This is a genomic window from Oceanicola sp. 502str15 (genome assembly GCF_024105635.1).
Classification (GTDB): domain Bacteria; phylum Pseudomonadota; class Alphaproteobacteria; order Rhodobacterales; family Rhodobacteraceae; genus Vannielia.
The window spans coordinates 1,439,300-1,460,705 of the sequence record NZ_WYDQ01000001.1 but is presented as its reverse complement, the minus strand read 5'-3'; the positions used below and the strand labels follow the sequence as shown (position 1 = coordinate 1,460,705).

The 21,406-nt window shown below is 68.0% G+C and carries 25 protein-coding genes; 10 read left to right on the top strand and 15 right to left on the bottom strand.

Annotation, left to right across the window (positions count from 1 at the left end):
- Positions 1–88: 88 nt before the first annotated feature.
- Positions 89–916: an alpha/beta hydrolase gene (locus GTH22_RS07025; protein WP_252944225.1), complete on the bottom strand. Its 828-nt coding sequence runs from the start codon at positions 914–916 to the stop codon at positions 89–91.
- A 104-nt stretch (positions 917–1,020) separates the two neighbouring features.
- Between GTH22_RS07025 and GTH22_RS07020 the strand changes: the two genes are divergently transcribed.
- Entirely contained in the window at positions 1,021–2,007 is a 987-nt protein-coding gene (locus tag GTH22_RS07020; RefSeq protein WP_252944223.1) for a serine hydrolase, read from the top strand.
- Between the two features lie 34 nt (positions 2,008–2,041).
- Here GTH22_RS07020 and GTH22_RS07015 read toward each other — a convergent pair whose 3' ends face one another.
- Complete coding sequence (locus tag GTH22_RS07015) at positions 2,042–3,640, bottom strand: peptide chain release factor 3 (RefSeq protein ID WP_252947597.1); 1,599 nt, start codon at positions 3,638–3,640, stop codon at positions 2,042–2,044.
- Between the two features lie 70 nt (positions 3,641–3,710).
- Between GTH22_RS07015 and GTH22_RS07010 the strand changes: the two genes are divergently transcribed.
- On the top strand, positions 3,711–3,989 hold the full coding sequence (locus tag GTH22_RS07010) for a Rho termination factor N-terminal domain-containing protein (protein WP_252944222.1): 279 nt from the start codon (positions 3,711–3,713) through the stop codon (positions 3,987–3,989).
- Here GTH22_RS07010 and GTH22_RS07005 read toward each other — a convergent pair whose 3' ends face one another.
- From GTH22_RS07005 to GTH22_RS06995, 3 genes are all read right to left on the bottom strand, one after another.
- Positions 3,990–4,538: a hypothetical protein gene (locus tag GTH22_RS07005; RefSeq protein WP_252944220.1), complete on the bottom strand. Its 549-nt coding sequence runs from the start codon at positions 4,536–4,538 to the stop codon at positions 3,990–3,992.
- Positions 4,539–4,894: 356 nt separating this feature from the next.
- Entirely contained in the window at positions 4,895–5,527 is a 633-nt protein-coding gene (locus GTH22_RS07000; RefSeq protein WP_252944218.1) for a TetR/AcrR family transcriptional regulator, read from the bottom strand.
- A 75-nt stretch (positions 5,528–5,602) separates the two neighbouring features.
- Positions 5,603–6,655 carry a Hint domain-containing protein gene (locus GTH22_RS06995; protein ID WP_252944216.1) on the bottom strand — a complete coding sequence of 351 codons (1,053 nt, stop codon included), beginning with the start codon at positions 6,653–6,655 and terminating at the stop codon, positions 5,603–5,605.
- Between the two features lie 291 nt (positions 6,656–6,946).
- Between GTH22_RS06995 and GTH22_RS06990 the strand changes: the two genes are divergently transcribed.
- The 6 genes from GTH22_RS06990 to GTH22_RS06965 all read left to right on the top strand — a co-directional run bounded on the left by GTH22_RS06990 (position 6,947) and on the right by GTH22_RS06965 (position 11,642).
- Complete coding sequence (locus tag GTH22_RS06990) at positions 6,947–7,729, top strand: SDR family oxidoreductase (protein ID WP_252944214.1); 783 nt, start codon at positions 6,947–6,949, stop codon at positions 7,727–7,729.
- Between the two features lie 76 nt (positions 7,730–7,805).
- Positions 7,806–8,885: an ATP-binding cassette domain-containing protein gene (locus tag GTH22_RS06985; RefSeq protein WP_252944212.1), complete on the top strand. Its 1,080-nt coding sequence runs from the start codon at positions 7,806–7,808 to the stop codon at positions 8,883–8,885.
- A 162-nt stretch (positions 8,886–9,047) separates the two neighbouring features.
- Positions 9,048–9,263, top strand: a complete 216-nt coding sequence (gene tatA, locus GTH22_RS06980) for a twin-arginine translocase TatA/TatE family subunit (protein ID WP_252947596.1) — start codon at positions 9,048–9,050, stop codon at positions 9,261–9,263.
- 21 nt (positions 9,264–9,284) lie between these two features.
- Positions 9,285–9,932, top strand: a complete 648-nt coding sequence (gene tatB, locus GTH22_RS06975; RefSeq protein ID WP_252944210.1) for a Sec-independent protein translocase protein TatB — start codon at positions 9,285–9,287, stop codon at positions 9,930–9,932.
- 4 nt (positions 9,933–9,936) lie between these two features.
- Positions 9,937–10,803 (top strand): twin-arginine translocase subunit TatC, encoded by an 867-nt coding sequence (tatC, locus tag GTH22_RS06970; protein ID WP_252944208.1) that lies wholly within the window; start codon positions 9,937–9,939, stop codon positions 10,801–10,803.
- Positions 10,804–10,847: 44 nt separating this feature from the next.
- Complete coding sequence (locus GTH22_RS06965) at positions 10,848–11,642, top strand: ATP-binding protein (protein WP_252947595.1); 795 nt, start codon at positions 10,848–10,850, stop codon at positions 11,640–11,642.
- A gap of 155 nt (positions 11,643–11,797) precedes the next feature.
- Here GTH22_RS06965 and GTH22_RS06960 read toward each other — a convergent pair whose 3' ends face one another.
- The 7 genes from GTH22_RS06960 to tpiA all read right to left on the bottom strand — a co-directional run bounded on the left by GTH22_RS06960 (position 11,798) and on the right by tpiA (position 17,303).
- Entirely contained in the window at positions 11,798–12,991 is a 1,194-nt protein-coding gene (locus GTH22_RS06960) for a LysM peptidoglycan-binding domain-containing protein (RefSeq protein ID WP_252944206.1), read from the bottom strand.
- 52 nt (positions 12,992–13,043) lie between these two features.
- The gene (locus GTH22_RS06955) at positions 13,044–13,694 is read right to left on the bottom strand and encodes a protein-L-isoaspartate(D-aspartate) O-methyltransferase (RefSeq protein WP_252944204.1); all 651 of its coding nucleotides are present in this window, start codon (positions 13,692–13,694) and stop codon (positions 13,044–13,046) included.
- On the bottom strand, positions 13,691–14,476 hold the full coding sequence (gene surE, locus GTH22_RS06950) for a 5'/3'-nucleotidase SurE (RefSeq protein ID WP_252944202.1): 786 nt from the start codon (positions 14,474–14,476) through the stop codon (positions 13,691–13,693). Before surE ends, GTH22_RS06955 begins: the two co-directional genes overlap by 4 nt.
- A gap of 126 nt (positions 14,477–14,602) precedes the next feature.
- The gene (locus GTH22_RS06945; RefSeq protein WP_252944199.1) at positions 14,603–15,259 is read right to left on the bottom strand and encodes an SDR family oxidoreductase; all 657 of its coding nucleotides are present in this window, start codon (positions 15,257–15,259) and stop codon (positions 14,603–14,605) included.
- Positions 15,260–15,402: 143 nt separating this feature from the next.
- Positions 15,403–15,675 (bottom strand): hypothetical protein, encoded by a 273-nt coding sequence (locus GTH22_RS06940; RefSeq protein ID WP_252944197.1) that lies wholly within the window; start codon positions 15,673–15,675, stop codon positions 15,403–15,405.
- Positions 15,676–15,807: 132 nt separating this feature from the next.
- Positions 15,808–16,494 carry a DUF2199 domain-containing protein gene (locus tag GTH22_RS06935; RefSeq protein WP_252944195.1) on the bottom strand — a complete coding sequence of 229 codons (687 nt, stop codon included), beginning with the start codon at positions 16,492–16,494 and terminating at the stop codon, positions 15,808–15,810.
- 47 nt (positions 16,495–16,541) lie between these two features.
- Positions 16,542–17,303, bottom strand: a complete 762-nt coding sequence (gene tpiA, locus GTH22_RS06930) for a triose-phosphate isomerase (RefSeq protein WP_252944193.1) — start codon at positions 17,301–17,303, stop codon at positions 16,542–16,544.
- 181 nt (positions 17,304–17,484) lie between these two features.
- Here tpiA and GTH22_RS06925 point away from each other — a divergent pair, with 181 nt between their 5' ends.
- Complete coding sequence (locus GTH22_RS06925; RefSeq protein WP_252944191.1) at positions 17,485–18,249, top strand: hypothetical protein; 765 nt, start codon at positions 17,485–17,487, stop codon at positions 18,247–18,249.
- A gap of 62 nt (positions 18,250–18,311) precedes the next feature.
- Entirely contained in the window at positions 18,312–19,226 is a 915-nt protein-coding gene (locus tag GTH22_RS06920; protein ID WP_252944189.1) for an isopenicillin N synthase family oxygenase, read from the top strand.
- A gap of 49 nt (positions 19,227–19,275) precedes the next feature.
- Here the strand turns inward: GTH22_RS06920 and GTH22_RS06915 are convergent, their stop codons facing one another.
- The 3 genes from GTH22_RS06915 to GTH22_RS06905 form a co-directional block, all read right to left on the bottom strand.
- Positions 19,276–19,440 carry a hypothetical protein gene (locus tag GTH22_RS06915; RefSeq protein ID WP_252944188.1) on the bottom strand — a complete coding sequence of 55 codons (165 nt, stop codon included), beginning with the start codon at positions 19,438–19,440 and terminating at the stop codon, positions 19,276–19,278.
- 103 nt (positions 19,441–19,543) lie between these two features.
- Entirely contained in the window at positions 19,544–20,929 is a 1,386-nt protein-coding gene (locus tag GTH22_RS06910) for a DUF2927 domain-containing protein (RefSeq protein ID WP_252944186.1), read from the bottom strand.
- The gene (locus GTH22_RS06905; RefSeq protein ID WP_252944185.1) at positions 20,929–21,384 is read right to left on the bottom strand and encodes a GNAT family N-acetyltransferase; all 456 of its coding nucleotides are present in this window, start codon (positions 21,382–21,384) and stop codon (positions 20,929–20,931) included. Before GTH22_RS06905 ends, GTH22_RS06910 begins: the two co-directional genes overlap by 1 nt.
- Positions 21,385–21,406: the final 22 nt, after the last annotated feature.

Here is a 21,406-nt window from a genome sequence, read left to right as displayed (position 1 = left end):
TGGGACGCAATGCTCAGGCGCCCCGCGTTGGCCAGCACGCGCATCGTGAGGCCAAGCGCGGACTAGCGCAGTTTTGCGACGAGGTCAATCAGCCGACACCATGGCGGCTCAGGAATGCGTCGACTGTATCCGTATAGGGGCCCGGCATGCCGAGGGCGGCGTTGATGGCGGCGTGGGAATAGTTGATCTCGTAGAGCTCGGCCTCGACCTTGCGGGCCTTGGCGGCGCGGGCGAACTGGCGCGCGGCGGAGAGCGAGGCGGGGCGCTTGGTGGAGGCGACGAGAAGAAAGGGCGTGGCGCCCGCGCCGAGCCGTGCATAGGGCGAGGCGTCCTGCCAGAAGGCGCGGCTGGTGCCGAAGGCGCGGCGGTGGATGCGCGAGGGCTTGCGGGCCATGTAGCGCTCGGTGTCGAACACCGCCGTGTCGAGCGCCACGGTCGCCCGCCAAGTGCTGGCCCCCCAGCGGCGAGCAAGGCCCGGGTCGGCCCCCAGAAGCGATACCAGATGAGCCCCGGCGGAGTGCCCCATGAGCGCGAGCCGCGACGGATCGGCCCCCCAGCCCGGCGCGGTCTGCTGCACATGGGCGAGGGCGCGGGCAAGATCGGCGGCCTGCTGCATCGGGTCGGCCTCGGGCAGGAGGCGGGTGTTGACCGACACAAAGCCGATGCCGCGGGCGTTGTAATGCGCCGATTTCGCCTTCCAGACAGTGTCGTTGCCCTTGTCGCCAAAGGCCCAGCCGCCGCCGTGCAGAAAAACCACCAGCGGCGCGGCCGAGGGGCTTTCGGGCAGGTAGACGTCGTAGCGGTGCAGCGGGTCGGGGCCATAGGCAACGTCGCGCCGCACGGTGGCGCCCTGCGCGGGCAGGGCGGCAAAGGCGGCGAGGCCGGCCAGCAGGGTGCGGCGGGTAAGCTCTGTCATCTCTCTCTGTCTCCTTGGCGCATTCTACGCAGGAAAGCGGCGATGCCTACGCGCTCACAAAAAGGTTTGTTGGCCTGAGGCGCAAGGGCCGCAAATCTGGCGGTATGATGATCACACGCCGAAGCCTTCTTGCCGCCCCTGCTTGCCTGCTGCTGTCGCGGCCCCTGTTTGCTCAGGAGGCACAGCCCTCGCTGGTCGCGAGGGCGCAGGCGCATGAGCAGATGCGGACGCTGCTGGTGCAGCGGGGCGGCGTGCGGGTGGTGGAAGAGGTGTTTCGCGGGCCGGGGGTGGCGATGCCGGTGAACGTGAAATCGGCCTCCAAGACCCTTGTGGCCACCCTTCTGGGCTGCGCGCTCGACCGTGGCGAGGTGCCGGGCGTGTCGGCAGGCCTGGGCGAAGTTGCCCCGGGGCTGATTCCGGCGGAGGCGGCGGAGGAGGTGGCCGACATCACGCTGGAGGATCTGGTGACGCTGCGCGCGGGGCTCGAGCGGACTTCGGGCGCGAACTACGGCGGCTGGGTCGCCAGCCGGAACTGGGTGGCCAACGCGCTGGGGCGCGAGATGGTGGCCGAGCCCGGCGGGCGGATGCTGTATTCGACCGGCTCGACCCATGTGCTGGGGGCGGTGCTGGCTGAGGTGTCGGGCGAAAGCCTGCTGGCGCTGATGCGCGACCGGCTCGGGGCGGTGCTTGGCGAGGTGCCGCGATGGACCCGCGATCCGCAGGGCTACTACCTCGGGGGCAACGAGATGGCGGTTTCGCCGGACGGGCTTGCCCGCTTCGGAGAGATGATCCTTGCAGGCGGGATGCACGAGGGCGCGCGGCTGGTGAGCGCGGATTGGATTACCCGCAGCTTCGTTGCACGCACCCGCTCGCCGTGGTCGGGTCTGGGCTATGGCTACGGCTGGTTTCTGGGCGAGGCCGGGGGCATGAGCTACGGGCTGGCGCGGGGCTATGGCGGGCAGGTGCTGGCGGTGTGCCCGGAGGCGGAGGTGGTGGTGGTCATCACCTCGGACCCGAACCAGCCGGCCCGGAGCGGCGGATACTTCGGTGCCCTTCAGAGCCTGGTGGAAGAGGTGATCGCCGGGGCCTAGCCCGCGGGGCAGGGAAGGCGGGACAAGTCCCGCCCTACACCATCATTTCCTTGGTCGCGGTGAGCTTCACCTCGGGGTAGTCGCGCTCCACGCGGTCGATATCCCACTGCAGGCGGGTGAGATAGACGAGGTCGCCGTCGTTGTCGGTGCTCATGTGCTGCTTGTTCACCTCGGCGAACCTGTTCACCGCCTCGCGCGGGCCATTGACCCAGCGGGCGGAGGTGAACTGCGAGGGCTCGAAGCGCACCGGCAGGCCGTATTCCATTTCGATCCGGCTGGCGAGCACCTCGAACTGAAGCTGTCCGACCACGCCAACGATGAAGCCCGCACCGATCACCGGCTTGAACACCTTGGCGGCGCCTTCCTCGGCGAACTGCATCAGCGCCTTGTCGAGGTGCTTGGCCTTCAGCGGATCGCCCGCGCGGCAGTTTTGCAGCAGCTCGGGTGCGAAGGAGGGAATGCCCGTGACCTTCAGCGCCTCGCCCTCGGTGAGGGTGTCGCCGATGCGGAGCTGGCCGTGGTTGGGGATGCCGATGATGTCGCCGGCCCAGGCCTCTTCGGCCAGCTCGCGGTCCGACGCGAGAAAGAGCACGGGGCTGCTCACCGCCATCGGCTTCTTGGTGCGCACATGGGTCAGCTTCATGCCGCGCTGGAAGTGGCCGGAGGCGAGGCGCAGGAAGGCCACCCGGTCCCGGTGCTTGGGGTCCATGTTGGCCTGCACCTTGAAGACGAAACCGGTGACCTTGGTCTCTTCGGGCGCAATCTGGCGCGGTTCGGCGCTTTGCGGCTGCGGCTCGGGGCCGTATTCGGCGATGCCGTCCATCAGCTCCTTGACGCCGAAGCTGTTGATGGCGGAGCCGAACCAGATGGGGGTCAGCGTGCCTTCGGCCAGCGCCTGGGGGTCGAGCGGAGGCAGAAGCTCGCGCACCATTTCGACCTCTTCAAGAAGCTTTTCCAGCAGCTCGGCGGGGATGTGTTCGGCCAGCTTGGGATCGTCCAGCCCTTCGATCTTGATGCTCTCGGCGACCTTGTTGCGGTCGGCGCGGTCCATGAGTTCGAGACGGTTGTGGATCATGTCGTAGCAGCCGAGGAAATCGCGGCCGACGCCGATGGGCCAGGAGGCGGGCGTCACGTCGATCGCCAGCATTTCCTGGATCTCGTCGATGATCTCGAAGGTGTCGCGGCTCTCGCGGTCCATCTTGTTGCAGAAGGTCAGGATCGGCAGGTCGCGCAACCGGCAGACCTCGAAGAGCTTTTGCGTCTGGCTCTCGACGCCCTTGGCGCCGTCGATCACCATCACCGCAGCGTCCACCGCCGTGAGGGTGCGGTAGGTGTCTTCGGAGAAGTCGGAGTGACCGGGGGTGTCGACGAGGTTGAAGCGGTAGTTGCCGTAGTCGAACGACATGGCGGAGGCCGAGACGGAGATGCCCCGGTCCTTCTCCATCTGCATGAAGTCCGAGCGCGTGCGCCGCGCCTCGCCCTTGGCGCGCACCTGTCCGGCCATCTGGATCGCGCCACCGTAAAGCAGGAACTTTTCGGTCAGCGTCGTCTTGCCGGCGTCGGGGTGCGAGATGATCGCAAAGGTCCGGCGGCGGGCGATTTCGGGCGGAAGGGTGGGGCGATTGTCGAGCATGGCGCTCTCTACCATGCCGGGCGGGAACGGCAAGCGGGCATGGGCGTTGAGGAGCCAAAGGAGATGCGAGATGGCGAAGAGTGATGACACCCGCGAAGATCCCGGCCCGAGCGTGAAGGACCACGACACCTACGAGGCGCTGCGCGACAAGGGCTACTCCAAGGAAAAGTCGGCGCGGATCGCGAATGCGCAGGCCAACCCCGACATGGACCCGAGCGAGAAGGGGGGCAAGGCGCCGCCCTACGAGGCATGGACGGCGGCCGAGCTCTATGAGCGGGCGCAGGAGCTGGATATCTCGGGACGCAGCGAGATGACCAAGGAAGAGCTGATCGAGGCGCTGCGGGGGTAGTCAGATCGCCAGAATGAAGAGATCCACCAGATTGCCGTCGTAGTTGATGATCTTCTTGTTGAGCTCGGTCAGCACCGGGCCCTTCTCGATCAGGGGTTTGCCGCCGTAGGTCCAGTACTTCTTGCCGTCCTTGTAGACGGCCGAGAGGTTGGCGAGGGTGCCGTCCATCGCATCGGTGATCTTGCCGATGCCGAGCATCATCGCGTCATTGGTGATGGACTGGCAGGTCTTCATGGCTTCCTGCAACGACACGTCGATGCGCAGCGGCTTCAGGCCAAAGCGCACGTCATTGGCGACCTGCTGCATGGAGCTTTGGCCGATGGTCAGGTTGCTGGGGTAGCTACCGCCGATGCTCCAGGTGACGGCGTCGCGGCGGATGATGCCATGGAAGGCGCAGTTGTCTAGGATCGCCCCGATCCGGATGGCGAGGAGGGGGGAGAGCTGCGGCAGGCGGCGGGACAGCTCGGCGGGGAAATGCTTGTCTTTCTGGCAGAGGGTGATGAAGAAAAAGCTCATGACGCCCAGTGGCGTGGAGGCATTGATACTCATTATTTCCTAATGTCCTTCCCGTGGTTGGAGGCAGCGCAGGGTGGCTGGCATCTGTGTTTCGCGTTGGACCGCTGCCGCCGGTAGAGGAAAAGATGCCGGGCGGGTCCGTCGGAAAACGGTATCTGCGTGGCTGCTTTTGAGGGGTGGGCAGAAATTGCCCATCGGGTCGTAATCGCGGCGGTTATCGGTTCTCCACGCCCGGTTTCAATCAATGACGCAAGGGCAGCAAAACAAGGGGGTTCTGTCAATCTTTCCGAGGGGTGGTTTTCGGTTCGAAAGGCCCGCGGGCCAGGCTCGCGGGCAGGGAAGATTTGGCTTTCGGGCCTTCCGCCAGGGCAAGTTTTTCGGACCGAAAATCAGTCTTTCGCGGGGGCGGACCAGATTTTCGGCCCCGCCTCGGTGGGGCGGGCGAGGTACGACTCGATCAGCCGGTCGATGGCGGCGCGGGTGACGCGGCGGTGTTCGCCGGAAAAGCCGAGGGAGGCCACCATCTTCCAGTGGCCGTACATGAGGCTGACGAAGAGCCAGGACAGCTCCTGCGCCCCCTGCGAGCCGAGAGCGGGGTATTCCAACTCCAGCTCGTGGGAGAGCACCTGCCCGAGCAGCGAATACTGGCTGCGCAGGTTGGTGCGGATGCGGGGGCTGCCGGCGGAGAGCGACATCATGGCGTCGTAGACCTGATCGTCACGAGGTTTGAGGTTGCCCTCGATCAGGTCGAAGTAGAAATCGAAGAAACAGCGCAAGCGGGCCGCACCCTCGCGTTTCATCACCTCTGAAATCAGCGCCTCGCGGTAGAGCCCGGCGAGATGGTCGCAGAGGTCGATCATCAGGTCTTCAGGCTCGGGGTAGTGATAGCGGATCAACTGGCGCGACAGGGCGCCGCGCCGCGCGATGGTATCGTAAGACAGCATCGGCAGCCCCTCGGCCATGAGGGCCTCGAAGGCGGCGGCGACGATCTCGCTCTTGCGGGTGGGCTGACCCTTGTTCATCGCGTGTCCCTTCCCCAAGGTATCGCTGGGGAAAGATAACCGCTGAGAGCCTTGCTGACAAAGCTGTATAAAAGGTTAACGCCCCGCGCTGCCCTTGAAGATCCTGCGTCGTTTCTCCGGGTCGATCCGATCGCCCGAGAGTTCGGTGCCAAAGGCCGGGGTATGGGCAAGGTCGCCGAACTCGGCTTCGATCCCCGCAGCGATCTCGCCGGGCAGGCTGTGCCTTGTGTCGGGCGAAAGCTCGAGGGATTCCACGGGGATGCACTCGGCGTAGATTACCTCGTGATGGTCGAAGACCAGGGTGAAGTAATCGACGAAACCGCCCTTGCGGACAAAGACCGCGTCGTCATCGACCAGCAGCGCGGCCTTCACCAGCATTTCGGCGGTTTCGGTCACGCGGTCGGCGCCGCGCTGGTAGACGAAGAGGCGCTGGTGCTGACTCAGGATCAGGTCGGCGGCGTTGCCGAGCGTGTCCTTGGTGATGACCACCGGCGCATAGGCCCCGACGGCGCGCACGGTCTGGGTGCCGATCCAGCGGACGGGCTGGGCGCCGTGGTCGCGGGTCAGGACGCGCTCGCCGGGCGCGAGCTCTTCCACCGGCTTTTGCGCCCCGGAGGCGAGGGTGATGGCGGTGCCGCGGGCGAAGGCGAAGGAGGTGAGGTCGGAAAGCTGCACCTCGCCCGGTTCGTCGGAGACGCCGATGAGCGCATAGTCGACGCGCGGCTCCATAGGTTCGAGCGGCAGGAAATGGCGGGTTTCGCCCTCGGCGCCGGGCAGTTCGATGACCAGCAGGTCCATGCCGCCGCCGTCGCCGCCCATGAAGGTGAGCCGCCCGGCAAGGGTCACGGCCTCGCCGACGCGGCCAAGCTCGCTGTCGGGCGCAACCAGAAGCCGCCCAGCCTCGGTGATCAGCGCCAGCTTCGACACTTCTGCCTCTTCGGCCAGCCCGTAGGTGTCGCCCTCGCACAGCTCGTCGACCGGGCCGAGGGTGTCGCCGAGGTTGGCGCCCGAGGTCACATGCAGATCGGCCCCGCTGAACACGTGGCAGCCATAGCTGGCACGGCGCTCGGCACCTTGGCGCGCGGTCTCTGGCCCGTCGGGAGAGGAGGAGGAGGAAGGCGTGGTCATCGACACTCTGAGTTCGTGTTGCTGCGGGAGATCTCCCCACATTTCATCATGCCACCACCTGCACATCTCAATATCGGGCGCGGGCCATGAAGGTCAACGGCAGGGACGGTGGAACCGGTGGCTTTGGCGGCAGGATGTGGCAATTGTGCAGGGGGACAATTAACAATGACACAAGGCGCGGCCCTGTCTGCACCCTCCGGCTGGCTTCTGGCGAATCGGGAGGTGAGGGGGCATAGCTGCGGCAGACACTCTGGCCCGACGGATCGGGCAGAAAATTCAAGGAGATGAGCGATGGATCTGGGGATTTCTGGCAAGCGGGCATTGGTTGCGGCCTCCTCCAAGGGGCTCGGGCTGGGTTGCGCACGGGCGCTGGCGGAAGCCGGGTGCTCGCTGGTGATGAACGCCCGCGGAGAAGAGGCGCTCGAGGCCAGTGCGGCCGCGATCCGCGCCGATTTCGGCGTGGAGGTCGAGACCGTGGCCTGCGACGTGACCACCGAAGAGGGCCGGGCCAAGCTGCTGGGCGCCGCGGGCACCGTCGAGATCCTCGTGACCAATGCGGGCGGCCCGCCCCCGGGCATGTGGCAGGACTGGGACCGCGACGACTTCATCGCCGCGCTGGATGCCAACATGCTCACCCCCATTGCGCTGATGCAGGCGGCCCTTCCGGGCATGATGGAGCGGCGCTGGGGCAAGGTGGTGAACATCACCAGCCAGTCGGTGAAAAGCCCGATCGCGGTGCTTGGCCTCTCCAACTCGGCGCGCGCCGGGCTCACCGGCTTTGTTGCCGGCACCGCCCGTCAGGTGGCCGAATATGGCGTGAATATCAACAACCTGCTCCCCGGCATTCATGCAACCGACCGGGCCGACTCGCTCGACAAGGGCGTGTGCGAGAAGGAGGGGATCACCATGGAGGAAGCGCGGGCCAAGCGGGCCTCGACCATTCCGGCCAACCGCTATGGCACGCCTGAGGAGTTTGGCGCGACCTGTGCCTTCCTGTGCTCGCAGCACGCCGGCTACATGGTGGGGCAGAACATTCTGCTCGACGGCGGCTCGCTGAACTACACGCTTGCCTGACTTGTCCGGCTTCGGGGGGGCTGCTACCACCCCCCGAAACCCGATGCTTTCGCTTGGGTAACGGGAAGGCGATGGCGTGAGCGAGAGCTACAGGCTGGAAGTGCAAAACCTGACGCGCCGCCTCGGCGGGCGCGAGGTGGTGCGTGATCTGTCGTTGCAGGTGCGCGCGGGGCAGGTGACCTGCCTGCTCGGCCCCTCCGGCTGCGGCAAGTCGACGACGCTGCGGATGATCGCCGGCGTCGACCAACCCGATGCCGGGCGGGTGCTGGTGGAGGGGACGGAGGTTTCCGGCGAGAGCGGCTTCGTGCCGCCCGAGCAGCGCCACATCGGCTTGATGTTTCAGGACTTTGCGCTGTTTCCGCACCTGACCGTGGCAAAGAACGTGGCCTTCGGGCTGAAGCGCGGCGCTGCGAAGGGCCGGGTGGAGGAGCTGCTGGAGAAGGTCGGGCTTTCGCGCCATGCGCGGGCCTATCCGCACGAGCTGTCGGGCGGGGAGCAGCAGCGGGTTGCGCTGGCCCGTGCGCTGGCGCCGCGGCCCCGGGTGATGCTGATGGACGAGCCTTTCTCGGGCCTTGATATGCGGCTGCGCGACGACATCCGCGACCAGACGCTGGCTGTGCTGAAGGAAGAAGGCGCGGCGGTGCTGCTGGTGACGCATGAGCCGGACGAGGCGATGCGGATGGCCGACGAGATTGCGCTGATGCGCGACGGGCGGATCGTGCAGCGCGGCGCGCCCTACACGATCTACAACAACCCGGTAGACCGGAAGGCGGCGGCCTTCTTCAGCGATATCAACATTTTGCGCGGCGAGGTGCAGGGTGCTCTGACGGAAACCGCCTTTGGCAGCTTTCTGGCGCCGGGGGTGCCGGACGGGCAGGGGGTGGAGATTGTCATTCGGCCACAGCACCTGACCATCGACTTCGACCGCGCGGGCCGGGGCCCGAACCCGACCGAGAGCCACGGCATGCCGGCGCGGGGCGTGGTGGAGCGGGCGCGGTTCATGGGGCGCGAGAGCCTCGTTGAGCTGAAGATGGACCACGACGGGCAGGTGCTGCGGGCCACGATTCCCTCGGTTTTCCTGCCCAAGCCGGGCACTGTGCTCTGGCTCACAATTCGGCGCGACAGGTGCTTTCTGTTTCCGCTGCGCACCGAATGAGCGCGGGCTGCGGCCATCTGACAAGGCGATTTGCCCAATCGTGATGGATTGGCCCCTTTCGCCCGGGGCGGAAACTCCATAAATAGGGGCGACTTCGCGGGGCCTGAACCGGCCTTGCGGGAGGGTTTTCAGGGATCAAAGGACGGGCAAATCATGCAAGCGATGTTCATCACCAATATCCCCCCGGTCGGCTGGCTTCTTATTGCCGTCGTGGTGCTGGTGCTCTTCGGGCGCGGCAAGATCTCTTCGCTGATGGGCGAAGTGGGCAAGGGGATCACCTCGTTCAAGAAGGGCGTCTCGGACGGCACGAAAGAGCTGGAAGAGGCCGATGCCGCTGCCGCGCGTGACGTGACGCCGGAAGAGAAAGACAAGGCCTGATAGGGCTTTAGGGGTCGCAGAATGGGCTGGAGCGAGCTTCTGCTGATCGGCGTCGTGGCGCTGATCGTGGTGGGTCCGAAGGACTTGCCGGTGATGTTCCAGTCACTCGGCAAGATGACGGCCAAGGTCAAGCGGATGGCGCGGGAGTTTTCGCGCGCCATGGAGGATGCCGCCGACAGCACCGGCATGAAGGACGTGGCCAGCGACCTCAACCGGACGATGAACCCCAAGTCGATGGGGATCGACAAGCTGCGCGATGCGGCGGATCGCTTCGACAAGTGGGACCCCAGCAAGAAAGAGCCGGAAAAGAAGGCGATGGGGCCGGAAACCTCGAAGCTCTCGGAAGAGCGGGCGGAGGCCAAGCGCAAGATCCAGGAGGCCAGCGCCAAGGCCGCCGAGGAGCGCAAGCGGCGCGAGGCGATCGAGGCTTCGGAGGCGGCCGAGATGGCCGGGGAGCCGGAAGGTGAACAGGCGGTTAACGGGGCGGAGGCCGAGGTGAAGCCTGCGCCGAAGAAGGCCCCGGCGAAGAAACCCGCCGCAAAGAAGCACGCCGCCAAATCCGCCCCGAAAACGGCCGCCAAGAAGGCACCGGCCGCCAAGAAAACTCCTGCAAAATCAAAGCCAAAGCCCGCACCCAAAAGCGCGGCAGGCGATACCGGCGTGAGCTGACACCATGACCCAGGCCGAAGACGAACTGGAGGATTCCTCCGCCCCGCTCATTGAGCATCTTGCGGAATTGCGCACGCGGCTGATCCGGTCTGCGATTGCCTTCATCATTTCGGTCTTTGTCTGCTTCTATTTCGCAGGTCCGATCTTCGATTTCCTTAAACAGCCGGTCTGCCACGCGATGGCGGAGCGGATGCAGGCCTGCAATCTGCAGATGATCCGGCTGCAGGACGGGTTCTTCGTGCAGATCCGCATTGCCATGCTGGCCGGGTTCGCGCTGTCGTTTCCGGTGATCGGCTTCCAGCTCTGGCGCTTCGTGGCGCCCGGCCTCTATCGCAACGAGCGCTCGGCCTTCCTGCCCTTCATGATCTCCTCGCCGGCGATGTTCCTGCTCGGCGCGGCCTTCTGCTACTACATCGTGATCCCGCTGGCCTACGACTTTTTCCTTGGCTTCCAGGACTTTGGCGGCGGTGCCGTGCCGGTGACCAACGGCGAGACGGCGGATGACGGGCAGTTGGCGGTGGGCTCGGGTTCGGTGGTGTTTCAAGGCTCGATCTCGGAATACCTGTCGCTCACCATCACCTTCGTCATGGCCTTCGGCATCTGCTTCCAGCTTCCGGTGCTGCTGACGCTGCTGGGCACGGCGGGGCTGGTCAGCTCGGCCGGTCTGGCGGCGATGCGCAAATACGCCGTGGTGGCGATCCTCGTGCTGGCGGGCATCGTGACGCCGCCGGATGTGTTCACGCAAATCATTCTTTTCGTTGCGGTTTACGGGCTCTACGAGGTGTCGATCTTCCTTGTGGCGCGGGTCGAGCGCAAGCGCACGGCGCGGCTGCGGGCCGAGGGCATTCTGGATGAGGACGAAGAGTTTTGAGCGAGAACGACCCGCTTGACCGGATTGCCGCCGCGTTGGAGCGGATGGCCCCACCGCCGCTGGAAAACCCCGACTTTACAACGGCTTCTGCCTTTCTGTGGCACGCCGACCCCGACCATCTGGAGCCCGTCGCCCATGTGAACCGGGTCGATATCGGCCTGCTCATCGGCATCGACCGCTCGCGCGACACGCTGGTGGAGAACACCCGCCAGTTTGCCGCCGGTCTGCCCGCCAACAACGCCCTGCTCTGGGGCTCGCGCGGCATGGGAAAATCCAGCCTTGTCAAAGCGGTGCACGCCGCTGTTCAGGCAGATTTCACCGAGCTGAAACTGATCGAGGTGCAGCGCGAAGACCTGCCCTCCATCGGGCGGCTGCTGGGCCATCTGCGCCGCTCGGACGCGCGATTCCTGCTGTTTTGCGATGATCTCTCGTTCAGCCATGACGATGAACATTACAAATCCCTGAAGGCCGTGCTCGATGGGGGCATAGCCGGGCGGCCCGACAATGTGGTGTTTTACGCCACCTCGAACCGCCGCCACCTGATGCCGCGCGACATGATCGAGAACGAACGCTCCACCGCGATCAGCCCGAGCGAGGCGACGGAGGAGAAGGTGTCTCTCTCCGACCGCTTCGGGCTGTGGCTGGGCTTCCATCCCTGCTCGCAGGACGAGTATCTGGCCATGATTTCAGGCTATTGCGCCGAATACGGCGTGGAGGTGGAGCCCGAGACCCTGCGTGCCGAAGCGATCGAGTGGCAGGCCACGCGGGGCGGGCGCTCGGGCCGGGTGGCCTGGCAGTTCTTCACCGATCTGGCAGGGCGGCGGGGCGTCAAGCTCTGAGGGCGGTGGGTTTCACCCACCCTACAGCCTGACGCGCTGCTGTTAACCTTTGCGGCGTTAACCCTGCCAACAGGCAATGTCACATCCCGTACACAAGGCGTATGACTCCCGTGCATACGCTGTTTCGCACCCGATGGTTAACGTTACCGGACCGTTCAGGGCAGATACTTGGCCGGATCGACGGCCTTGAGCCCGTCGCGGACCTCGAAGTGGAGGAACGACGGCGAGCCGGCGCGGACCTTGGCGATGGTCTGCCCCTTGGACACCTTGTCACCCTTCTTCACGGTCAGCCCGTCGACGTTGGCGTAGACGGTGAGCAGCCCGCCGGCGTGGCGCAGCACGAGGATCGGCACCTTCTCGGTGCTCTGGGTGATGGCGGCAACGGTGCCGCTGTCGGCGGCCTTCACGGCGGCGCCGGAGGGGGCGGCGATGTCGATCCCGTCGGACTTGGCCGAGTAGGCACGGATGATGTTGCCCTGCACCGGCGAGGTGAAGCGGGCCGAGCTGGCGGAGGCGGTGGTGGCCTGGCTGCCGAGATCGGGGCTTTCGGGCGTGCCGGGCGCGGGCTTGGCCTGGGTTGTCTTGGTCTGCGCCGGGGGCTCGTCCTTGGGGAGCGGCTCGGCGGCAGAGGGGGGCGTGGGCGTGGGCGAGCCCTGGCCCGGCTCGGAGGTGCGCGCGGCGGCGGGGGCCGGGCGCGAGGGGGCCTCCGGCGGGATCAGCAGGGTCTGGCCGACGCGCAGGGTGCGGTTGTCGTCGAGGCCGTTCCAGTCGTCGAGGGCCTGCACCGACACGCCGTAGCGCCGCGAGATGGAATAGGCGGTTTCACCGGCCTTCACCACGTGGCGGATGGGCTCCTGCCCGGTCTGCGGCTTGCGGGTGGGTGTGCTGGCGGGGGTGTTGGCAGGGGTGATGGTGCCCTCGGCGCGCGAGATCGCCCCATCGGCCAGCACCGCCACGTCGACCTGTTCGGGCGGGCGGATCGGGCCGGTGGCGACGGCGCCGGTGGCGGGAGAGGGCTCGGAGACGCGGCGCGGCAGCAGCAGCACCTCGCCCGCGTTCAGGCTTGCGCCCTGCGGCACGGCATTGCGCGCGGCCAGCTCGCTGGCGGGAATGCCGATCCGGGAGGCGACCGAGGTGACGGTATCGCCGCGCCGGGCCACGGCGACCTGGTAGCCGGGGTAGGAGAGGATGCCGCGATCATCGGGGGCAGGGCGCCGCTCGGTGGCCTTCTGGGCCGCCGTCGTGGTGTTGAAGCCGCCGCCGAACCCGCGGAAGTCGCTGTCTAGATCTTCACAGGCGGCGAGCGCGAACAGGCTCACGGATGCCACGAGAGTTGTGGTGAGACGCATGGCGCTCGTTCCCTCAATCTGGTGGGGGTGCCTTATTGCGGCACCTCCCGAACTACTCCTTGCCCAACCCCTCGAGGAGCGGAACGAAACGCACGTCGCGCAGCTCGTCGTAGCGCAAGCCCTCTTCGGTGCGATGCACGCGGATCAGGCTTTGCACCGCGTCCGACTGGCCAACGGGCAGCACCATGATACCCCCAATGCGAAGCTGGGCCAAGAGCGGGCCTGGCGGGTCTTCGGCGGCGGCGGTCACGAGGATCTTGTCGAAGGGCGCGTGCTCGGGCAGGCCGTGGGAGCCGTCGGCGGTGAAGGTGGTGACATTGGTGAGGTCGAGGCTGCGAAACAGCTCCTCGGCGGCGCGGGTGAGGCGGCGGAAGCGGTCGACGGTATAGACCCGGCGCGCCAGCAGGGCGAGGATGGCGGCCTGGTAGCCGGAGCCGGTGCCGACCTCGAGCACCTTGTCGCGGGGCGTGATCTGGAGCGCCTGGGTCATCAGCCCGACGATGGAGGGCTGCGAGATGGTCTGGCCGCAGGCGATGGGCAGGGGGGTGTCGTCGTAGGCGCGTTCGGAGAACAGGCCCTGGACGAACTGGCCGCGGTCGATCTTTTCCATCGCGGAGAGCACGGATTTGTCGGTGACACCGCGGGAGCGCAGGGCAAAGAGGAACTGCATCTTGCGTTCCGCCTCCGACACCTCCTCGGTCATCCCAGTTTCTCCCGGAGCGTGGCGAGGGTGTCATGGGCGGTGAGGTCGGCGCGCATCGGGGTGATCGAGATGTGGCCATCGAGTGTGGCCTCGACATCGGTGCCCGGCCCGGTGCGCTCGTGCTGCTCGCCGCCCTTGATCCACAGGAACCTGCGGCCGGAGGGGGAGACATGGGGCTCGACCCCGAAATTGGTATGTTTCCTGCGCCCTTGCGAGGTGATCTTCATCTCGCCGACATCGGCGGCGGCGCGGGGCGGGAAGTTGACGTTGTAGAAGGTGTTATAGGCGTCTCCCTCCCAGGTGCCGTGCTCCAGCAGCGCCTGCACGGTGGCCACGCCATAGGCGGCGGCGGCCTCGAAGGGGTTTTCGAGGCGCACGTTGCCGGGGCCGTAGAACTGGCTGAGTGCGATCGAGGGTACGCCCTGCAACGCGCCTTCCATGGCCCCGCCGATGGTGCCGGAGTAGACGGTATTCTCGCCCGCGTTGTTGCCCCGGTTCACGCCCGAGAGCACGAGGTCGGGGCGGCGCTCGGCGAGCACGTCGTAGAGGCCGGCGAGCACGCAGTCGGCCGGGCTGCCCTCGGCGGCGAAGCGGCGTTCGCCGAGCTGGGCGATCATGGTGGGGTGGGTGTAGCTGATGCAATGGCCGACGCCGGATTGCTCGAAGGCAGGTGCCACCACCCAGACCTCGCCCGCCGCCCCGGCCAGCTCGTTGGCGATCTGTTCGAGCACCGCAAGGCCGGGCGCGTTGATGCCGTCGTCATTGGTGATGAGAATGCGCATGGTGCCCCGCTTCTTGCCCGTCTTCCCTGAATAGGCGAGCGCCCGCCCGCTCACAAGCGGAAGGCTGCCGCGCCGAACCGGCCCGCTGTCATTTTCTTGCTGAAAATATCCAATCCGACGCCGGCTTCAGGCGGTGAGCTCCGGAAGGAGGCGGGCCGCCTCATCAATGGGGCTGGCCAGCGGCGCCCGGTCTTCGCCGGGAAAGAAGCGCGCGCGGGTGGCGGTGGGCATGGGGGCGGGGGCGAGCAGCAGCACGCGGGGGCCGGTCTTGGTGGTTTCGGCCTGCCAGCTCGTGGCCAGCGCGATCTGCGCGGCCTTGGTGGCGCCGTAGTGGCCGAAGAACTTCTCGCCCGCGCGGGCATCGTCGAAGAAGGCGGCGGTGCCGCCTCGGGCCAGCAGCAGCGGCTCGACAAGGCCGATCAGGCGGCGGGTGGCGGTGACGTTGGTGTCGAGGCTCTTCTGCCAGTCCTTCTCGTCGAGATGGGCCGTCGGGCCGAGGGGGGCGGCGTGGATGGCGGTATGAACCCAGAGGTCGATCCCGCCCCAGCGGCCGGCGATGGAGCTGACGAGCTGCTGCATGGCGGGCTCGACGGCGATGTCCATCGGCGCAAGCGTGGCCGCGCCGCCGCGGGCGCGGATCCGATCGTCGAGCTCTTCGAGCGCGCCGGTGGTGCGGGCCACGGCGATGATGTGGTGGCTGGGCGCCAGGGCCTCGGCAATCGCGGCACCGAGGCCGCGGGAGGCGCCGGTGACGAGGGCTGTCTTTTCGGCGGTCTTTTCCATGGCGCCGGGTGTGGCGCGGAGGGCCTGACTCGTCAAGCGGGGATTGGCAGGTTTCCTGCCGGGGCGGGAAATCCCCGTGGGGTGGGCGCGGTCTGGCCGGGCGCTTTGCGGTGGGGGCAGGGCGGGACCGCGCGCGGCCTGTCTCAGCCCGGCAGGGCGAGGGTGACGGGCCGGCCCTTGAGGGCGAGGGTCACGTGATCGGCGCCGATCTCGAGCACGGTGCCGCCGGCGGCACGGTCTCCGGTGGTGACGCTTTCGATCCGCCCGTTACGGTGGCGCAGCAGGGCGCGGCGGGCGGTGGGGCTGCCGACGACGCCGATGAGGGCGAGCGCGGTGAGGTCGAGCGCGTCGGGCGTGGTGGCGATCCGGGCCGCCTTGGCGGCGCCGGTCTTCGGCCCGGATTTGGGCTGGGTCATGTGATGGTCTCCAAAAGGCAGCACCCGGGCGTGAACCCGGGTGGAGCGGCGGCCTAACAGGGCCGGGCGTCAGCGGCCAGTGGGGCAGGCGGTCGCAGGCGGTCAGCTCTGTGTGAGCAGGCGGAGACCGGCCTAGTCGGCCTCGGATTCGGGCGTTTCCTCGGGGGGCGTTTCCTCGGGGGGCGGACCTTCGGGATCACCGGCGTCGAGGTGGCCGCGCAGGTCGGTGCCGGCGTTGGCGTAGATCTGGAGCAGGTCGTCGAGGCCGATGCCGTTTTCCTGCGCGGCCCGCAGCGGGCCGCCGTGGGCAAAGAGCGCGGGCCGGTCGGTGGGGCCTGCGGTGGTGAGGCGGCAGGCGGTGGGCAGGCGCGGGTCGGAGCCCGGCAGGGCGTTGGCCAGCACCGCGTCGCAGCCATCGAAGGGCGGAAAGGGCGGCAGGGTGGAGGCGGCATAGGCCTCGAAGTGCTCGCGCGCCACCCGCGCCCAGGGGCCGTAGCAGACATAGCCATCGTAGCCCCGGATCGGCAGCGGCAGGATGCAGCGCAGGAAGTGGGCGTCCTTGTAGCGGCAGAGGTCGGAGGTGAGGCGGTCGGCGCCGACCTGCATCAGCACTTCGCCGGTGGCGTGGCGCGAGCCGTGGGGCCAGACGCCGGGATGGTCGAAGCCGATATCGGCAAGGCCGGGCGAGCGGATGCCGCAGCAGGGGCAGCGCCAGTCGGGGCTGGTGAAGCGCGGCCAGCGCGGATCGCGATCGAGCGCGGGATCGCCCGAGGCGGTGGTGAGCGCGTCAGAGAACCATTGCGGGGCGTTGAAGGCCATGGGCTAGCAGTGGCGCGATTGGGGCGCGGTGGTCAAGGGGCCAGTGCTCAGCCCTGGGGCGGGGCGGCTTCGAGCGCGGTGATGATGGCGGAGAAGTCTGCGGCCTTGAGGCTTGCACCCCCCACGAGCGCGCCGTCGACATTGCTGACGGCGAAGATCTCGGCCGCATTGCCGGGCTTCACCGAGCCGCCGTAGAGCAGGCGGGTGGAACGGCCGACACCGGTGCCGAAGCGCCGCTCAAGCCGCATGCGGATGAAGTCGTGCACCTCGCCGATCTGCTCCAGCGTGGGCGTGCGCCCGGTGCCGATGGCCCAGATCGGCTCATAGGCGACCACGAGGGAGTGGCCCGTCACCCCGTCGGGGATGGAGCCCGAGAGCTGTCCGCCGATGATGTCGAGGGTGTTGGAGGCGTCTCGCTGGGCCTCGCTCTCGCCCACGCAGATGACGCAGGTGAGACCGGCGGCGAGGGCGGCATTGGCCTTGGCGCGGACGTCTTCGTTGTGCTCGTCATGATCGGCGCGGCGCTCGGAGTGGCCGAGGATCACGTGGCTGGCCCCGGCATCGGCCAGCATGGCGGCGGCGATGTCGCCGGTATGGGCGCCGGAGGCGGCGGCGTGGCAATCCTGCCCGCCGATGGCGAGCGCGGTGCCCGAGGCGGCCTGCGCCATCGGGGCGATGAGCGTGGCGGGCGGGCAGAGCAGGATATCGGAGCCGGGGGCGGGGTGGGCCGTGGCCAGGGCCTCGATTTCGCTCAGGTTGGCCTTGAGGCCGTTCATCTTCCAATTGCCTGCGGCGAGCTTGCGTCTCATCTCCGGCCTCCCGTTCTGGTTTGGCGCGAGTAAGCCCCGAACCGGGCGGGCTTGCAAGGCGGGGGCGGTGGCGAAAAGGCGCGGGTCGGGGCGTGGAGGCGGGAAAGCCGTGGAACCGGAGGCGCGGGATGGGGTTGAATGGGGGAAGGGCTGGCCTTGGCGCTGGCTCAAGGAGGCTGCCATGACACGACATCTGACATTCGCCCTGGGCCTTGCGCTCGCATCGAGCTTTGTGGTGCCGCAGGTGGCCATGGCGCAGGGCGGCCCGTTTCTGCAGAAATTCAAGCGCGACGTGGAAGAGGCGCGCCGCGACCTGCGCCGCAAGCTCGGCGTGGATGTGCGGGTGGAGCGCGAGCGCGCGCCGCGTGCGAGCACGCCGCGTGGCCCGGTGATCCGCCGCGAGAGCGGGCTGGTAGAGACCTCGATCCGCCCTGCGCTGCGGCCCGGGGCCGAGGTTGTCGCGACGCCGGCGGTGGCGACGAGCCTGCCCTCGAGCGAGGCCGGGCGCGAGTTGGAGCTGCGGTTGCGGCTGGCGGTGGAAGAGGGCGCGCTTGCGCCCGAGGTGGCGCAGGTGATCCGCGCGGGCCGGTTCCCGACGATGGAAGACCTTGAGGCGCGCACCGCCGGGTTGGGCAACGGCTGGCTGCCGGGTGGTGCGACCTTGGCGCTGGAGAGCGGCAAGGTGGCCTGCGACGATGGTGGCGCGGGCGGATGCGAACGCCTCGCGGACGACCCCTCGCTTGCGGACATGCGCGAGGAGATCGCGGTGATCGAGGCGCAGGCCGAGAGCGTGCAGGCCGTGGCGGCGGTGCCGGGGCTGGCCGGGGCGATGGCCGCGGTGGAAGAGGAGCGCAGCGCGGAGGCCGAGGCGCCGCGGGAGTATCCGGTGGCGCGGGGCGACGAGCTGCCCTCGATCGACAGCCTGCTGGACGCGCAGAGCGAGTAAGCCCGCTTGAATGCATCGCCCCGCACTGGCATCAGGAGAGCGGTGCGGAGAGAGGCTGCGAGATGATCCCCAGAATTGACGCGAAGGCCTTGCTGGCCGGCGATCCGGCGATGCTGGAGGCGGTGCGTGCGGCGGCGCTCGACACCGGCTTCATGGTGCTGGAGAACACCCCCTTTGCGCCGGCGCGGATGCGCGCGCTGATCGAGATCTACCGGGGTTTCTTCCACCGTCCCGAGGCCGAGAAGGCGCGGGTGGACATGGCCGCGACCGGCTCCAACCGGGGCTGGGGCGGGATGCGCTCGGAGCAGGTGGACCCGGCGAGCAACCCCGACCTCAAGGAAGTGTTCGACTGCGGTTACGAGTGGCCCGGCGCGGGGGCGGCGGGGGCCCCGGAGCGGTATTATGCGCCCAACCTCTGGCCGGAGGCGCCCGAGGGGTTTCGGGCCGAGGTGGAGGGCTACTACCGCGAGGCGCTGGGGTTCTGCCGGGCGCTGCTGGGCGCGGTGGCGGAGGCGATCGGGGAGGACCGGGGGTACTTTGCGGGGAAGTTCACCCATCCGATGGCGCTGCTCAGGGCCAACTACTACCCGGCCCGGCCCGAGTGGGCGGGAGAGAAGGACTTCGGCATTGCGCCGCACACAGATTACGGCTGCCTGACCCTGCTGGCCACCGATGGGGCGCCGGGGCTGGAGGTACTGCGCCGCGATGGCAGCTGGGAGCCGGTTTCGGCCGATCCCGGGGCTTTCGTGATCAACTTCGGCGAGATGCTGGAAATGTGGTCTGGCGGGCGGGTAAGGGCCACGCTGCACCGGGTGAAGGGGGGCGCGGCGGAGCGGATCTCGATACCGCTGTTCTTCAACCCCGAGTGGGATGCGGATGTCGCGCCCGAGGGCGCGGCGGCCCCGCGACGGGCGGGCGACCACCTGTCGAAGCGCTATGACGAGACCTATCTGCACATGAGCAAGGCCGGGGCCTGAGGCGCGGCTGGCGTTGCGGGGGGCCGGGCGCGCCGAGGGGCGCGCGCCGTCAGAGCATCTTTTCGAGCGCGATGGTGGCGAAGAGGCCGATGATGCCGAAAAGCAGGGCGTAGACGGCCATGTATTGCAGCTTGTCGAGCACACCGCCCTTGCGGCGGGTGGCATGGGCGAGGCCGGTGAGGGCGCCGAGGACGAGGGCGGCAAGGACGATCATGGGGCGCTTTCCCGAAAGGTTACGGGGCGCCTTCTAGTCCAGAAGACGCCCCGGTGAAAGCAGGTGTTGCGGGCTGCGGTGCAATCGCCGCAGGGGTGCCCGCTCAGTTGACGGCCGAGCGGCGCACGGGCTTGAGCGCGGAGATCTCGGAGGCGCGGGCGCGCACCACGTTGTCGGCGCCAAAGCCGTAGCGCGCCCAGCCGAGGGCCTCGGTGCGCACCGAGGCGGCCTCGGGTGCGCGGCCCATCAGCTCGTAGGCCTCGGCCTTCAGCAGCAGCAGGGTGGAGAGCAGCGCGGCGTTCTCGGCGCGGCGCACGGCGGGCAGCACCTCGTTGATGAGCCCGATGGTGCCATCGGCCTGACCGGCCGAGAGCGAGAAGGCGGCGAGCTGCATCGCCACATGGGCGGCCTGGATCTGGGTTTCGGGGTTGTTCCGGTAGAGGCGGGAGGCCTCGAGGAAGCTGGCCAGCGACAGCTCGGGCTCGGCCGAGAGCGACAGCCGCCCGAGGGCGTAGAGCGAGAAGGCGGCGCGGTTGTCGCGCCAGCCCTGCGCCTTGGAGATGTTCACCGCCCGCTTGGCGGCGTCGAGCCGCGCGGCGGGGCGGGCACGCGGGCCGAGCGCGGTTTCGATCGCGTCGATCCAGGCGCGGGGCGTGAGCGAGGCATGGCCGCCGCGGCCGCGATTGCCGGCCGGGTTGATCCGGTTGAGGATGGCGGGCAGGCGCGAGGCCACCTGGGCGCGGGTCATGCCGGAGTGCAGCGAGGGGTCGTAATAGGCCCGCAGCATCAGCATGTCGAAGCCGGTCAGGACGGTGTGGAAGTTGTCGTCGTTGAACACGGAATCGGGCAGGCGGTAGAGGTCGTTGAGCGGGCCGAGGGCCTGGGCGATCTCTTCGTGCAGGCAGTCGCGCACCTCCTGGGGCGAGACGTCACCGGGCATGAACACGGCGATCTGCTTGCGCTCGGAGAGCGAGGCCCAATCGACCGTGCGCGAGCGGCGGGCCTTGCGGAACTCGGACCAGGACGACACCCGGGGCACCACGAAGCACGCGGCCTGGGGCACGAGACGCTGAAGCTCGCGCTTGGGCACGATCTGGACGGTGATGGAGGGGGCGGCGCTGCCGCCGCTGGAGAGGCGCACGTCGATCCGGGCCTCCGAGCGCAGCCGGGCCACGAGGCGCGACAGGTCGCCGGTGAGCGAGGCCGGGGCCGCGCCCTTGACCGCAATCGTCACCGGCCCCTCGAAGCGGGAGAACTGGGGCAGCTTGCGCCCGCTTTCCATCTGGAAGCTCAACTCGAGAAAATCGGCCGCGAGCTGGGCGTTGGAGCGATAGGTCGCCACCGCGCGGGGTTGGGAGAAGGTGCGCATGGCCGGAAGATCCCCGGCATAGCTGGCACGCCGCTGGGGCACGTCGACATCCGGCAGGGATGTGGTGGAACAGGCAGCGAGGGTGAGGGCAAGACCCGCAGGCAGCAAGCGGTTCAGCATCAGGCAGCTCTCCGTTGATATTTTATGAAGGGTGTGAGCTCGCCGATGCGGTCGTAGAGCTTGCGGGCCTCGCGATTGAAGTCCTGCGTCATCCAGTAGACGTAAGGCGCCCCCAGCGCCTCCGCATGGGTATAGACCGCTTCGATCAGCGCCCGGCCAGCGCCGGTGCCTCTCACGGTCGGGTCCACGTAGAGATCGCCGAGGTAGCAGACATCCTCGACCCTCCAGAGGTGGCGGTGGATCACGCAGTTCACGAGGCCGACAGGCTCGCCATCCACCTCGGCAATGAAGCCGAAGGTGCCCCGATCGGACGCATCCACAAGCCGGGCGAAGGTGGTCGCATAGACCTCCTCGGGCCGGGTGGCCTTGTAGAACGTCAGATAATCGGTCCAGAGCCTACGCCAAGCGACATCGTCGCCGGGCGCGAGCGCTCGGATTGAGGCAGTGGAGGGCATTGGCAGTCCCATATGTCAGGCG

Excerpts from the sequence above, each read along its gene's own strand:
- tatA (WP_252947596.1), top strand. The coding sequence starts at position 9,048 with ATGTTCATCACCAATATCCCCCCGGTCGGCTGGCTTCTTATTGCCGTC.
- surE (WP_252944202.1), bottom strand. The coding sequence starts at position 14,476 with ATGCGCATTCTCATCACCAATGACGACGGCATCAACGCGCCCGGCCTT.
- GTH22_RS06995 (WP_252944216.1), bottom strand. The coding sequence starts at position 6,655 with ATGACCACGCCTTCCTCCTCCTCCTCTCCCGACGGGCCAGAGACCGCG.
- GTH22_RS06960 (WP_252944206.1), bottom strand. The coding sequence starts at position 12,991 with ATGCGTCTCACCACAACTCTCGTGGCATCCGTGAGCCTGTTCGCGCTC.
- GTH22_RS06925 (WP_252944191.1), top strand. The coding sequence starts at position 17,485 with ATGACACGACATCTGACATTCGCCCTGGGCCTTGCGCTCGCATCGAGC.
- GTH22_RS06965 (WP_252947595.1), top strand. The coding sequence starts at position 10,848 with ATGGCCCCACCGCCGCTGGAAAACCCCGACTTTACAACGGCTTCTGCC.
- GTH22_RS07000 (WP_252944218.1), bottom strand. The coding sequence starts at position 5,527 with ATGAACAAGGGTCAGCCCACCCGCAAGAGCGAGATCGTCGCCGCCGCC.
- GTH22_RS07010 (WP_252944222.1), top strand. The coding sequence starts at position 3,711 with ATGGCGAAGAGTGATGACACCCGCGAAGATCCCGGCCCGAGCGTGAAG.
- GTH22_RS07015 (WP_252947597.1), bottom strand. The coding sequence starts at position 3,640 with ATGCTCGACAATCGCCCCACCCTTCCGCCCGAAATCGCCCGCCGCCGG.
- tpiA (WP_252944193.1), bottom strand. The coding sequence starts at position 17,303 with ATGAGACGCAAGCTCGCCGCAGGCAATTGGAAGATGAACGGCCTCAAG.
- GTH22_RS07025 (WP_252944225.1), bottom strand. The coding sequence starts at position 916 with ATGACAGAGCTTACCCGCCGCACCCTGCTGGCCGGCCTCGCCGCCTTT.
- tatC (WP_252944208.1), top strand. The coding sequence starts at position 9,937 with ATGACCCAGGCCGAAGACGAACTGGAGGATTCCTCCGCCCCGCTCATT.
- GTH22_RS06945 (WP_252944199.1), bottom strand. The coding sequence starts at position 15,259 with ATGGAAAAGACCGCCGAAAAGACAGCCCTCGTCACCGGCGCCTCCCGC.
- GTH22_RS06990 (WP_252944214.1), top strand. The coding sequence starts at position 6,947 with ATGGATCTGGGGATTTCTGGCAAGCGGGCATTGGTTGCGGCCTCCTCC.
- GTH22_RS07005 (WP_252944220.1), bottom strand. The coding sequence starts at position 4,538 with ATGAGTATCAATGCCTCCACGCCACTGGGCGTCATGAGCTTTTTCTTC.
- GTH22_RS06910 (WP_252944186.1), bottom strand. The coding sequence starts at position 20,929 with ATGCTGAACCGCTTGCTGCCTGCGGGTCTTGCCCTCACCCTCGCTGCC.
- tatB (WP_252944210.1), top strand. The coding sequence starts at position 9,285 with ATGGGCTGGAGCGAGCTTCTGCTGATCGGCGTCGTGGCGCTGATCGTG.
- GTH22_RS06955 (WP_252944204.1), bottom strand. The coding sequence starts at position 13,694 with ATGACCGAGGAGGTGTCGGAGGCGGAACGCAAGATGCAGTTCCTCTTT.
- GTH22_RS07020 (WP_252944223.1), top strand. The coding sequence starts at position 1,021 with ATGATGATCACACGCCGAAGCCTTCTTGCCGCCCCTGCTTGCCTGCTG.
- GTH22_RS06935 (WP_252944195.1), bottom strand. The coding sequence starts at position 16,494 with ATGGCCTTCAACGCCCCGCAATGGTTCTCTGACGCGCTCACCACCGCC.
- GTH22_RS06915 (WP_252944188.1), bottom strand. The coding sequence starts at position 19,440 with ATGATCGTCCTTGCCGCCCTCGTCCTCGGCGCCCTCACCGGCCTCGCC.
- GTH22_RS06940 (WP_252944197.1), bottom strand. The coding sequence starts at position 15,675 with ATGACCCAGCCCAAATCCGGGCCGAAGACCGGCGCCGCCAAGGCGGCC.
- GTH22_RS06920 (WP_252944189.1), top strand. The coding sequence starts at position 18,312 with ATGATCCCCAGAATTGACGCGAAGGCCTTGCTGGCCGGCGATCCGGCG.
- GTH22_RS06905 (WP_252944185.1), bottom strand. The coding sequence starts at position 21,384 with ATGCCCTCCACTGCCTCAATCCGAGCGCTCGCGCCCGGCGACGATGTC.